Origin of the sequence: Thioalkalivibrio denitrificans (assembly GCF_002000365.1) — a bacterium.
GTDB classification, from domain to species: Bacteria; Pseudomonadota; Gammaproteobacteria; order Ectothiorhodospirales; family Ectothiorhodospiraceae; genus Thioalkalivibrio_A; species Thioalkalivibrio_A denitrificans.
In genome coordinates this window covers 267-12,663 of sequence record NZ_MVBK01000037.1, presented here as the reverse complement: position 1 = coordinate 12,663, position 12,397 = coordinate 267, and the positions used below count along the sequence as shown (strand labels likewise).

At 66.3% G+C, this 12,397-nt stretch carries 8 protein-coding genes; 6 read left to right on the top strand and 2 right to left on the bottom strand.

Annotated features, from left to right (window positions below):
- The first annotated feature begins 263 nt into the window (after nt 1-263).
- A complete protein-coding gene (locus B1C78_RS06555; RefSeq protein WP_077278357.1) occupies nt 264-2,651 on the top strand; it encodes a putative bifunctional diguanylate cyclase/phosphodiesterase in 2,388 nt (795 codons plus the stop codon).
- Nucleotides 2,623-3,573 (top strand): 5'-3' exonuclease, encoded by a 951-nt coding sequence (locus tag B1C78_RS06550; RefSeq protein ID WP_077278356.1) that lies wholly within the window; start codon nt 2,623-2,625, stop codon nt 3,571-3,573. Before B1C78_RS06555 ends, B1C78_RS06550 begins: the two co-directional genes overlap by 29 nt.
- Before the next feature lie 193 nt (nt 3,574-3,766).
- Here B1C78_RS06550 and B1C78_RS17935 read toward each other — a convergent pair whose 3' ends face one another.
- Both B1C78_RS17935 and B1C78_RS06540 read right to left on the bottom strand, forming a co-directional pair.
- A complete protein-coding gene (locus B1C78_RS17935; protein ID WP_077278355.1) occupies nt 3,767-6,577 on the bottom strand; it encodes a bifunctional diguanylate cyclase/phosphodiesterase in 2,811 nt (936 codons plus the stop codon).
- A complete protein-coding gene (locus B1C78_RS06540; protein WP_175628248.1) occupies nt 6,577-7,362 on the bottom strand; it encodes a phosphate/phosphite/phosphonate ABC transporter substrate-binding protein in 786 nt (261 codons plus the stop codon). The genes B1C78_RS17935 and B1C78_RS06540 overlap by 1 nt, the downstream gene beginning before the upstream one ends.
- A gap of 246 nt (nt 7,363-7,608) precedes the next feature.
- Between B1C78_RS06540 and B1C78_RS06535 the strand changes: the two genes are divergently transcribed.
- The 4 genes from B1C78_RS06535 to B1C78_RS06520 all read left to right on the top strand — a co-directional run bounded on the left by B1C78_RS06535 (nt 7,609) and on the right by B1C78_RS06520 (nt 12,366).
- Nucleotides 7,609-8,280 carry a DUF1007 family protein gene (locus B1C78_RS06535; RefSeq protein ID WP_245795340.1) on the top strand — a complete coding sequence of 224 codons (672 nt, stop codon included), beginning with the start codon at nt 7,609-7,611 and terminating at the stop codon, nt 8,278-8,280.
- Nucleotides 8,268-9,275, top strand: a complete 1,008-nt coding sequence (locus tag B1C78_RS06530; RefSeq protein ID WP_077278352.1) for a nickel/cobalt transporter — start codon at nt 8,268-8,270, stop codon at nt 9,273-9,275. The genes B1C78_RS06535 and B1C78_RS06530 overlap by 13 nt, the downstream gene beginning before the upstream one ends.
- A 177-nt stretch (nt 9,276-9,452) precedes the next feature.
- Nucleotides 9,453-9,998: a pseudouridine synthase gene (locus B1C78_RS06525; RefSeq protein WP_077278351.1), complete on the top strand. Its 546-nt coding sequence runs from the start codon at nt 9,453-9,455 to the stop codon at nt 9,996-9,998.
- Nucleotides 9,999-10,308: 310 nt separating this feature from the next.
- Nucleotides 10,309-12,366, top strand: coding sequence for a transglycosylase SLT domain-containing protein (locus tag B1C78_RS06520; protein ID WP_077278350.1), 2,058 nt, complete (start codon nt 10,309-10,311; stop codon nt 12,364-12,366).
- Nucleotides 12,367-12,397 lie beyond the last annotated feature (31 nt).

The following is a 12,397-nucleotide window of genomic DNA, read 5'->3' as shown; positions in this document are numbered from 1 at the left end:
TGCCTGCCAGCAGCTCAGCCGGGATGAACAACGTATTGAGAGATCACAGCTAGCTGCGCAAACCCACTCGGTTGTTCCCAAGACGCGTGGTGCGGAAAAGCGGGGCGCGTCCGCCATGCCTCAAGCCCGGCGTGCAGGATGCGTAAGCCCGCCCCCGGGCGGAACTCGGCGTTCATCGGCGCACGGGGTCGCGGCGGGGGCTCCGCCACATCGCAGTTCGGCGAGCCAAAGCGCCCTTGGCCCTTCGGCCCCCGCTCTGTACCATGCCCCGAACGACGGGCGGCAGGACGACACGGGGCACCGCCCGGAACCCAATCCGAACTGGAACGAACCGGCCGGCCAGGCCCGGATGCCACGCGGAGGATCGGCCCATCGACAATCCCACGCTTCGAACGCTGGCGGTCCTGTGTCTGCTCTGCCTTGCCCTGGCGGGCGGACCCGTGTGGGGGCAGGCACCGGAACGCAGCCTGCGGGTCGGCGTCTACGCCAATCCGCCCCTGGTCTCCGTGGATCGGGACGGCAGCGTCGAGGGCTTTACCGTGGACGTGCTGGAGGCGATCGCACGCGCGGAGGGCTGGCACCTGGAGTACGTCGAGGCCTCCTGGGGCGAACTGATGACATCGCTGCAGGCCGGTGAGATCGACCTCCTGACCGCCATTGCCCATACGGCCGAGCGTGCCCGCACACTGTCCTACACCCGCGAACCGATCTTCACGAACTGGGGCGTGGTATATCGGCATCGCCAGGGGGATATAAGCTCCGTGCTGGATCTTGCCGGCCGACGCATCGGCATGCTTGCCGGGGACACCCATGCCCAGGTCATGGAGGATATGCTGGCTGAGTTCGGCGTCGAGACCCAAGTGGTGCATGGGCCGGACTACCGGGCACTGCTCGACATGACGGCGCGCAGGGAGGTGGATGCTGCGGTAGTCAACCGCCTGGTGGGCCGCGTGCACGCATCGCCGGACCTGGTGGCCACGCACATCATCTTCAACCCGGTGGAGATTCACTACGCCACGGGGCGGGAAGACGTGTTACCGGTGCTGCGCACCATCGACGCGCACCTGGCCCGGCTGAAATCCGACGGCGATTCCGCCTACCACGAGGCCGTGCGCCGCTGGATCGATGCAACCGTGGAGACACCCGCGGCGTTGCCGGTCTGGCTGGCCTGGGCACTGGTCACGGCCGTGGGCATGCTGCTCCTGTTCGCCGTCCTGAGCGTGCTGCTGCGCCATCAGGTGCGGCGGCGCACCCAGGAACTCCTGAACAAGTCCCGGGCCCTGGAAACCGAGATCCAGGAACATCGCCTGGCGCAGGAACGGCTCAACGAACTGGCCTACTCCGACCCCCTCACCCGCCTGCCCAACCGGGCGCTGTTCCACGACCGCCTGCAGCAGGCCATGGAATACGCAAAGCGGCACGACACCCTGATCGCGCTGCTGTTCATCGACCTGGACGACTTCAAGCGGGTCAACGACAGCCTGGGGCATGCCACCGGAGACCGCCTGCTGCAGGCCATCGCGCAGCGTTTCGAGGGGCGATTGCGAAAGACCGACACGCTGGCGCGCCTGGGCGGGGACGAGTTCACCGTGATTCTCACCGATATCGCGTCCCCCCAGGACACGGTGGTGCTGGTGCGCAGCCTGCTGGAATCCCTGCGCGAACCCTTCGACCTGGGCGGACAGAGCATTCGCATGGGTGCCAGTATCGGCATCACCGTCTACCCCACCGACGACTCCCGGGAAACCGATCTCCTCAAGGATGCGGAGACCGCCATGTATCAGGCCAAGGCCCGGGGCAAGCACACCTTCGCCTTTTACGCGCCGGAACTGACACGCCGGGTGAGCGAGCGCCTGGTCATGGAGAACGAACTGCGCGCCGCACTCACCAACGACGAGCTGGTGGTTCATTATCAGCCGGTGGTCTCGCTGTCGGACGGACAGGTGCACAGCGTCGAGGCCCTGGTGCGCTGGAATCATCCGGAGCGCGGCATGATTCCTCCGGACCAGTTCATCCCGGTGGCCGAGGAATCGGGGCTGATCACCGGGCTCGGCGACTGGGTGACCGAGCGCGCCTGCACCCAGATCAGCGCCTGGGACGCCCGCGGGCTGCCTGCGCTGGCGGTGGCCATCAACCTCTCCGCGGTGCAATTCAGGCGCGACGGGCTCGTCAGCCGGCTGGCCGGAAGCCTGCGCAGCCACGGCCTGGCCGCCCACAGGCTGCACATCGAGATCACCGAATCCCTGCTGATGCAAAAACACGGTCACGTGGAAGAAACGCTCAGGACGCTGGACGCCATGGGCATGGTGCTGGCCATCGACGACTTCGGGACCGGGTATTCTTCCCTCAGTTATCTGCGTCACTTCCCCATCCATGTGCTCAAGGTGGACCGCAGCTTCGTCAACGACATGGTGCACAGCCCCGACAGCCGCGCCCTGGTGGAGGCCATCGTCGCCATGGCCCATGCGCTGCGACTGAGAGTGGTGGCCGAAGGGGTGGAAACGGAGGAACAGCTGACGGCATTGCGCGCCATGGGCTGCGATTGTGTCCAGGGCTACCTGCTGGCGCGCCCGATGCCCCCCGGTGAACTGGCCGACTGGCTGGAGCAGCACCTGAACGCCCATGGTACGAAAACAACCGGCAGGGCCTGAGGACGCCCGCCCCGAGGCGGATCCGACCGTCTGGCTGGTGGACGCCAGCATCTACGTGTTTCGCGCCTGGTTCACCCTGCCCGAGGGCATCACCGACCGCGAAGGCCACCCGGCCAATGCCGTATTGGGCTTCGGGGAGTTTCTGGTGCGCCTGCTCACCCGCAACGCGACCGCCGCGACCGCCTTCGCCTTCGACGAGAGCCTGGCATCCTCCGCCCGCAGGCAGATCTATCCGGCCTACAAGGCCAACCGTCCGCCGGCCCCGGAATCCCTGAAGAGACAGTTCCGCCTGTGTCGCAGTCTGGTGCGCGCGCTGGGCCGCGTGGAGCTGGCCAGCACCCGTCACGAGGCGGACGACATCATCGGCACCCTGGCCCGGCGTCACCAGGCGCGCGGTGTGCCGGTGCACCTGATCACTGCCGACAAGGACCTGACGCAGCTGGTGGGGCCCCGCGACCTGTGGTGGGAGTTTCAGCAGGACCGGCGCATGGATGCCCGGGCCGTGGAGAAGCATCTGGGCGTGCGTCCCGACCAGGTGGCCGACCAGCTGGCGCTGGCCGGTGACAAGGTGGACAACATCCCCGGCGTGCCCGGCATCGGCATGGCCACGGCCGCCCGGCTGCTGCGCCGCTTCGGCACCCTGGATGAACTGCTGGCAGACCCGGGCCGCGTGGCACAGATGCAGGTGCGCGGCGCAAAGCGCATCGCCGCGCTGCTCGAGGAACACCGCGACACCGTGCGCCTCGCACGGCAACTCACCGGCATCAACTGTGACGTCGACGACCTGCCGCCCGACCTGGACCTCGCACCCACCACCCCGGACCGCGCAGCCCTGCAGGCGCTCATGGACACGCTGGGCATCGAGGGCGCGCGCCGGGTACGCTGGCAGGCGCTGATCGAAAGGCTGGAAGGAAAGTCGTAAAACGAGGTTCAAGATTCAAGATTCAAGATTCAAGATTCAAGATTCAAGGGACAGTGGCAGAGTGTTGAGCCCTTGAACCTTTAACCTTGAACCTTGAACCTTGAATCTTGAATCTTGAATCTTGAATCTTGAATCTTGATCAGGACCAACGCCATCGGTCGGGGCTCAATCGGTGGTCGGGTTGAAGTCAGACTCACGCACGGCCGCCGCCCGTGTTCCGGTCGCCGTTGGATTCATCGTCCGGTTCGCGCCGCCAGCGCTGCTCCAGGGCTTCGGCGGTCTCGGGATGGCCGAACAGATACCCCTGGTAGCGGTCACAACCCAGCATGCGCAGGTATTCCATCTGCGCCTCTTTCTCCACGCCCTCGGCGATCAGTCCGAGCCCCAGACTGCGCGCCAGCGTGACGATGGTCTCCACGATGGCCGCATCGTGCGGGTCCCCGGGCAGCCCGTCGACGAAACTGCGGTCGATCTTCAGCTCGGTGAGCGGCAGCCGCTTGAGATAGCTCAGCGAAGAGTAGCCGGTGCCGAAATCGTCCAGGGCAAAGGTAAGCCCGTGCGCCCCCAGCGTCTTCATGGTACGCAGGATCTCTTCGGAGTGCCCGAGGAACACGCTCTCGGTCAGCTCCAGGCGCAAGCGGCCCGGGTCCACGCCGTGGCGGCACAGGGCGCGCAGCACCATGGGTTCCAGGCCCTCGTCCAGCAGCTGCAGCGCGCACAGGTTGACGGACATGGTGAGTTCGTTCATGCCGGGCACTTTCGACCAGGCCGCCATCCGGGCGCAGGCCTGCTCCAGCACCCACTCGCCCACCTGGTGGATCAGTCCGGAGCGTTCCGCCACCGGGACGAATTCCTCCGGCGATACCCAGCCCCGGCGCGGATGATGCCAGCGCAACAGCGCCTCGACCCCCGTCAGCACCCCTGCAAGATTCACCTGCGGCTGGTAATAGAGTTCAAGGCGGTCCATCTCCTGCACGGCCATGCGCAGGTCGGTTTCCAGCTGGACCCGTGCGCCGGCGGTTTCCTCGATGGCCCGGTCAAAGAAGCAGACCCGGTTGCGGCCCTCGGCCTTGGCCCGGTACATGGCCAGATCCACCTGTTTGAGCAACTCGTCGGCGCTACGCAGGCGGCCCTTGAACAGGGTCGCACCGATGCTCGGCGTGCAATGGCGCTCCATGTCCATCAGCTGGAAGGGCTGGCCCAGGGCGGCGATGAGCTTGTCCGCCACCACGCGGACCTCGCCGCCGGCCGCTACCGCGTCGGCGCTCAGGCCTTCCAGCAGCACCACGAATTCGTCCCCGCCCAGGCGGGCCACGGTATCGCTTTCGCGCACGCAGCCGAGGATGCGCTGCCCGGCATCCACCAACAGCATGTCGCCGGCCTGGTGACCCAGCGTATCGTTGATGTCCTTGAAATGATCCAGGTCGATGAACAGCAGCGCCCCATGGGCACGGTTGCGATCACTCAGGGCCTGGGCCTGCACGAGGCAGCGGTTAAGCATCAGGCGGTTGGGCAGGCCGGTCAGGGGATCATAGAAGGCGAGCCGCTCGACCCGCTCCTCGGCAAGCTTGCGCTCGGTGATGTCCATGATCGTCCCGAACATGCCCGAAGGCGTCCCCTCCGGCGTGCGCCCAAGGCGGGCATAGACTTCGACCCAACGCACGTCGCCGTTCTTGCGGATGTATCGCATCTCCTGGCGGCAGGTGTCCCGTTCGCCGGCGCCCAGCGCTGCGCACAAGGCCTCCGCCTGCGTCCGGTCCAGCGGATGCACGAACTCCAGCAGGTTCCTGCCAAGGCTGTCCTCTGCCGTATGATCGGTGAGATCTTCCCATGCCGGATTGACGAAACTGAGCCGGCCGTCCACATCGGTGCGAAAGACGACCTCCTTGATATTGTCCAGGACTTCGCGGTAACGGGTTTCGCTCGCCTGCATCGCCTGTTCCCGGGCTTTCTCGCGGCTGATGTCCAGCGTCAGTCCGCGCACGTGACGCACCACCCGGTCGACGGGGTCGGCACTGAGCACGTCGCGAAGCCAGATCCACCCCTTCTCCGGATGGTTGAACCGGTAGTCCACGGAACGCGTTTCACAGGTCTCCAGCACGTAACGCCAGGTGCGCCCGAGCGCAGGTCGATCCTCGTCAGCGACGTGTTGCCGACGTCGGGCCCTGTCACGCAGGAACGTCATCGGTTGACCCAGAAGCCGATCCGCATCACCGGCCACGTAGACGAATTCCCGGCTCGCGGGATCCATCTCCCAAAGGATCGCATCCACGCCGCCCAGCAGCGCCCGCAGGTTCTGGGTCTCCCGCGCCAGGGCCTCCTGCTCCCCCTCGAGACGCCTGCGCGTGCGGCCAAGCAACTCCGCGAGCCGGTTGTAGGTCTCGGCCAGCATGGCTGTCTCGTCCCCGGACACCGCGGGAATGCGGTGGTCCAGGTCGCCGCGCTCCAGAGCGGCGACGCCGGTGCGAAGACGCCGCAGGCCCCGCGTCAGAACCACGGTCAACAGGGCGACCGCGACAAGGGCGAGCACAAGGGCCGCTATGCCGATGCGGCCCATGCGCCAGACCATCTCGCGTATCTGCGCCTGGATCTCGCGGGTGGAAAACACCATGTAGAGACTGCCCAACTGCTGCCCGGCGGCCGTGATGTCACGGGTGCCGGCCACGTATCCGTCCGGCAGCACGGCATCCGGTCCCCTCGACACGTCCCACAACTCGCCGTAAACGGCCACGGTGCGTCCCCTGACATCTTCCACCGAGGCATAGACCAGGTGCGGATCGTTGCCCAGCAACGCCAGCACCTCCTGAACAGCCGCCGGATCGCTGTAGACGAGCCCCTGGACGAGGGCGCTGGACACCAGGACCCCCCGGGCCTCGATCTCCTGGTGGAGCAACTGCTCGCCCTGGCTCTCGATGAACCGCGCACCGCTCCACAACATGGCGCCCACCATGATCACGAGGATGGCGGTCACGCCGGCCAACAGGCGGACAGTGAAGCGCTGCATCAGCCGTCCCCTCCGACGGGCTGCGGGGCAAAGGGCCGGAGAAACTCGAACACCTCGGGATCGGCGGCTACGAAGCCCTGCAGCAGGATCTGCTTCAGGACCTGCCGCCCCTGATCGCTGGCCTCCATGCCGATGAGCGTCTCGCCCACCCCTGCCTGTACCGATTCCGGAAGCCGGCGGCTGACCAGCACGCCGAGCCCCGGGATGGGTCTGCTCGTGGCCAGCCGCTCGAGCGGCAATCCGTCGTCGATGGCCTGCTGCGCGATGATCAGGGACACGATGGCGGCATCGGTGAACCCGAGCGCCACCGCCTGCACCGCCGCATTGTGGTTGGGATAGTGGACGAACTCCGGCGCCACGGCCCCGGGGGAAAGCGACTGAAGCATCATGTCGGCGCCGACCATGGAGACAATGGCCGCCTGGGGAGGCGCCGCCACTGGTCGGCCGGCCAGCTCCTCCAGGTGATTTACCGGCCCCTCGCTGCGTACCAGGACGGCAGCGCGGATCTCCTCGCGGAATGTGGCCCGCACGGTGTAGTGGCCGCTATCCACGGCGCCCGGCACCAGGTGCGGCGCTGTCAGCACGATGTCGTATTCGCCCGCGGCGGTGTTGCGGATGAACGAGGGAAAATCCCGTGCCGAGGCGAGCCGGACCTCAAGTCCCAGTGTCTCGCCCAGGAAGTCGCGCAGGGGTGCGAATCGCTCGAACAAGGCCAGCGGGCTGCTGACCGGAAGGATTCCCAGCGTGAGGGCCGGCTCCCGCTCCTTGGCTGCGGCAGGACTCATGCAAAACGCATACAGGGCGAGTGACAGCCAGACCATGCCGCCGCCTGCCGCCTTGCGCGGCCTCAACCGACCCGAAGCCTTGCCCTGCCCACCACATGCAAAGACCTGAGAACGCTTGCACATCAATGAATTTTAGCCCCTGGAACGTGCATACGTCTCAGATTCCCGGTGAAACTTTACCAAACGGGGCTTACCAAACGAGGAGCGGTGTGGTAACACATGCCACCAGCCTCATGGAGTACCCGTTTGAACCGTTCTGTCGTAGCAAGATCCGTCTTTGTTCCCGGCACCCGCGCCCTGCTACTGGGCCTTCTCTGGCTGCTGGCACCAGCCGTCCATGCCCATCCGCATGCATGGATCGACCTGCGCGTCAGCGTGATCTTCGATGCGCAGGGGCATGTCACCGCATTGCGCCAGGCCTGGCTGATCGACCCCTTCTACAGCCTTGTGCTGATGGAGGAGATGGCCGAGGACGCCATCGGCGACACCCTGGAGGAAAAGATGGAGGATATCGGCACCCGGATGATCACGAATCTGGGGCCATATGACTACTTCACCGAGATTCGCCATGGGGACACGCGAATCCGCGGTGCCACCGCTTCGGATCATCGTCTGGACCGCAATCGCGGGCGTCTGGAACTGAGCTTCACTCTGAATCTCGAGAAGCCGCTGGACCCGGTCGCCGACACCTTCGAATACGCCGTGTTCGATCCCAGCTACTTCATCGAGATCCTCCATGACGACAACGCCGCCGTGGCGCTGGAAGGGGCGTCGGAAAGCTGCAGCCTGCGCATCATCGAACCCCGGCCCGATCCGGCGATGATCGCCCGCGCCGCCGCCCTGGATGTCAACCAGACCGCGGAGCCCGGGCTCGGGCGCCACTTTACGGAGCGCACGGAGATCAGATGCGAGCCCTGATCCTGCTGTTGCTCCTCGCCTGTACGCCCTGGGCGCTGGCATCGCCCCTGTCCGGCCCCGCGGGACCGCAGGAGACCACCGAACAGGCCGGAAGTGCCGGGCCGTGGGAGCGCACCATGCAGTGGGTCCTGGCAAAGCAGAGGCAACTGCACCGCGATCTGGCCCGGGGCATGGAGGCCGTCGAGCGTGCCCCGACTCTCGCCAACACCCTGGCCCTGATACTCATCGGCTTTCTCTACGGTGTCTTCCATGCCGCCGGTCCCGGACACGGCAAGGCCGTGATTACCACCTATCTGCTCACCCACCGCCAGCACATGCGCCGGGGCCTGATCCTGTCCTGGGCCTCCTCCCTGCTCCAGGGATTCACCGCCATTGCGCTGGTGCTGGGCGTCGTGGTCGTGGCGGAGCGCATGGCGCGGGAGGCCCTCGGACAGGTGCGCACCCTGGAACTGGTGAGCTTTGCGCTGGTGGCGGCCGTGGGTGCGTGGTTGATCATGCGCGCCCTGAGGGGCCTGTACCGCCTGCGCACACCCGGCCATTCGGCGGCGCACGTTCACGAACACCACGCCGACCACGATCACGACGCCCACGCCTGCGGCACCTGCGGACACGCCCATCACGTCACACCCGAGCAGGCCGCGCGCAGCAACAGCCTGGGCACCATGGTGGGCACGGTGGTAGCCGTCGGCATACGCCCCTGCACCGGCGCCATCCTGGTGCTGGCCGTCGCAAACATGCTGGGGCTCTGGATGGCAGGGGTCGCCGCGGTGGTGGCCATGTCCGTGGGAACCGCAATCACCGTTTCCGTCCTGGCGATTCTTGCCGTGAAGGCCCGGGACTGGGCCGGCAGGGCCACCGCAGTCGGGGGCAGCAGCCTCGCCTGGCAACGGACCGGACAGGTGGTGGCCCTGATGGGCGGCGTACTGATCTTCGCCATCGGCGCCAGCCTGTTCGGCGCCGGCCTGGGCGCGCCCGTGCATCCGCTGGGACTCTGACTGCGGGGCGAACAAAAGCGAACCGCGAAGGACGCGAAGGTATGCGCGAAGGAACGCGAAGGTTTTCCAATAATCAAATGCCTTTTTGCGTCCCTTTGCGTCTCTGCGACTTTGCGTCGAGGCTTTTGACTCTCCGAGGCTTTTGACTTTACCAAGGCTTTCGAATTTCCAGCGCAAATGCCCCGGGTGATCCTGCTCAACAAGCCCTATGACGTGCTCTGCCAGTTCACCGACCGGGAGGGCCGGCGCACGCTGGCGGATTTCGTGCCCGAGTCCGGCGTCTATCCGGCGGGGCGCCTGGACCGTGACAGCGAAGGGCTGGTGGTGCTCACCGACGACGGGCGGCTCCAGGCACGCATCAGTGACCCGAAACACGCCATGAGCAAGACCTACTGGGTCCAGGTGGAAGGCGTGCCGGACAGCCAGGCGCTGAAGGCGCTGGCCGAGGGAGTGGCACTGAAAGACGGCCTGACCCAACCCGCGCGGGTAAAGGTGATCGACGAGCCGCCGGCCCTGTGGCCCCGGGATCCGCCCATTCGCACGCGCAGACACATCCCCGTGACCTGGCTGGAACTGACCCTCTCCGAGGGCCGCAACCGCCAGGTACGGCGCATGACCGCCGCCGTCGGCCACCCCACCCTGCGCCTCATCCGCTACCGCGTAGGCTCCTGGACCCTCGACGGCCTCGGCCCCGGCGAGCGCTTGTGCCTGGATGGCTCTTAACCACGAAGCACACGAAGACCACGAAGGACTTCTTAAAGGACATTTCTCTCGCAAAGGCGCGAAGCTCGCGAAGGAAAGATTTTTGTTGCAAAAGAAATTCCTTGGAACTTCTTTGCGTGCTTCGCGCCTTCGCGAGAGGACATGTTTTCTTGACTTTGAATCGTTCGTGGGCTTCGTGGTTAACAAAGCCCATGCCAACCAGGTTCCAAATGTCAGCCGAAACGCACCGATTAAAGCAAATGTGATTGCAAAGCTTACGGGCAGAATCTAAAGTGAATTCCAGTTTGTGACCCTACCCCGGAGATTCTCGATGCGCATGCGCCGCAGTCTCGCCTGGCTCCTGTTTCCATTATTGGCAGGCCTGCTGGGCGGTTCGGGGGCCGCCACCGTCGAGGAAAGGCTCAACGCGCAGCGCACCCTGTTTCTGGAAACCGAAAAGGCCCTTGCAGCCGGCAATCGCAAGGCCTTTCGCGAGGGCCTGGAAAGCCTCACCGACTATCCCCTGTATTCCTATCTTGTGTTCGCGGACCTCGAATCGCGACTGCGCCGGGCTGACGCCAAAGAGGTGCGGGCGTTCCTCGAGGCCCACGGGGACACGCCCCACGGTCAACGCCTGCATCAAGCCTGGCTCCACCGTCTGGCGCGCGAGCACCGTTGGCGGGATCTGGTGGCGGATTTCGATTCCCGTATCGCCACCACCGCGCTCGCATGCCATTACCGCCATGCCCTGCTGCGACTGGATCGCCGGGACGAGGCCCTGGACGGCGTGGAACACCTCTGGCTGCACGGACGGTCTCAGCCCGATGCCTGCGACCCGGTATTCGATGCCTGGCGCGCAGCCGACCGCCTGACCCCGGAGCTTGCCTGGGGGCGCATCCGGCTTGCGCTGGATGCAGGCCAACCCGGCCTCGCCCGCTATATCAGCCGTTACCTGCCCGACGCCGAGCAGCCCTGGGCCGAACGCTGGCTTGCCTTGCACCGCAGACCCGAACAGGCCGCGCGAGTGGACTGGAACGCCGGGAGCCACGAGCGCGCGGGACAGATGCTCGAACATGCCTGGTTGAGACTGGCCCGGCAGGACCCCGAGCGCGCCTCGAGGCTGTGGCAGAACCGCGGCAGCGCGGCCGGTCTCTCCGATGCTCAGAACCTCAACGTGGAACGGACCATTGCGCTGCGCCTGATCCTGCGTCAGGGCGGGGACAGCCTTGAGTACCTGGCCGATCTTCCGGAAACGGTCTTCGACGGCCAACTGCGCGAATGGCACGTGCGCGCGGCTCTGGCGGCGGGGGACTGGGCCGAGGTGCTGAAGGCCACCGAGCGCATGGATGCCGCGCAGCGACAGGATCACGCCTGGCGCTACTGGCGCGCCCGCGCCCTGGGCGAGTTGGGGCGCGACGCGGAAGCCGCCGAACTGTTCGAGGCACTGGCCGGGGAACGCAATTTCTACGGTTTTCTGGCAGCCGATCGTGTGGAACGCCCCTACCGCATCGGTCATCGCGGTCTGGACGTGTCCGAGACCCGCATCGATACGCTGGGCAACCGGCCCGAGTTCGAGCGCGCCCGGGAATGGTGGGCGCTGGAGCGCAGCATCGACGCCCGGCGTGAGTGGGAACGGGCCATCGCCGGTCTGGGCCGGGAGGACCTCAAGGCCGCTGCCGTGCTGGCACACGGCTGGGGATGGCACGACCGGGCCATTTTCGCGGTCGCCCTGGCACAGGAATTCGACGACATCGAGTTGCGCTTCCCGCTGGCCCACGCCCGCCTGATCCTGGACCAGGCGGCGACACAGGGCATCAATCCCGCCTGGGCCCTGGCCGTCGCCCGCCAGGAGAGCGCCTTCATGGTGGACGCGCGCTCCCACGCCGGGGCGCTGGGTCTCATGCAGGTCATGCCCACCACCGGGCGCAACATGGCCCCCCATGCCAAGGTGCGTCTCAACCATGCCCATGACCTGCTCAGACCGGAGGTCAACGTGCCCATCGGCACCTATTACCTGCGCCGCAACCTGGACCGCTTCGGCGGCCACCCCATCCTCTCCACCGCCGCCTACAACGCCGGCGCGCACAGGGTGGACAGCTGGCTGCCCAAGAACGGCGAAATGCCCGCCGACGTCTGGGCCGAACTGATCCCCTTCCCCGAGACCCGTGCCTACGTGCGCCGCGTACTCGCCTACCAGGTCATCTACGAGATGCGCCTCGGCCTCACCCCCACCACCCTGAGCAGCCTGCTGCCGCCCATCACCCCGCGCCCCGACCTCGAGGCCGCACGCATGGCCCACACCCTGGACTGGAACGGCCGCAACGGCGGGGGCATGGCGTTGACGCAGGTGTGTGATGCGCCGGGGTATGTTGAAAATCCCTGCTCTTAAAGGCAGTGGCAAGTCTCAAGTGGCAAGTGGC

Excerpts from the sequence above, each read along its gene's own strand:
- B1C78_RS06540 (WP_175628248.1), bottom strand. The coding sequence starts at position 7,362 with ATGAGTCCTGCCGCAGCCAAGGAGCGGGAGCCGGCCCTCACGCTGGGA.
- B1C78_RS17935 (WP_077278355.1), bottom strand. The coding sequence starts at position 6,577 with ATGCAGCGCTTCACTGTCCGCCTGTTGGCCGGCGTGACCGCCATCCTC.
- B1C78_RS06520 (WP_077278350.1), top strand. The coding sequence starts at position 10,309 with ATGCGCATGCGCCGCAGTCTCGCCTGGCTCCTGTTTCCATTATTGGCA.
- B1C78_RS06530 (WP_077278352.1), top strand. The coding sequence starts at position 8,268 with ATGCGAGCCCTGATCCTGCTGTTGCTCCTCGCCTGTACGCCCTGGGCG.
- B1C78_RS06555 (WP_077278357.1), top strand. The coding sequence starts at position 264 with ATGCCCCGAACGACGGGCGGCAGGACGACACGGGGCACCGCCCGGAAC.
- B1C78_RS06525 (WP_077278351.1), top strand. The coding sequence starts at position 9,453 with ATGCCCCGGGTGATCCTGCTCAACAAGCCCTATGACGTGCTCTGCCAG.
- B1C78_RS06550 (WP_077278356.1), top strand. The coding sequence starts at position 2,623 with ATGGTACGAAAACAACCGGCAGGGCCTGAGGACGCCCGCCCCGAGGCG.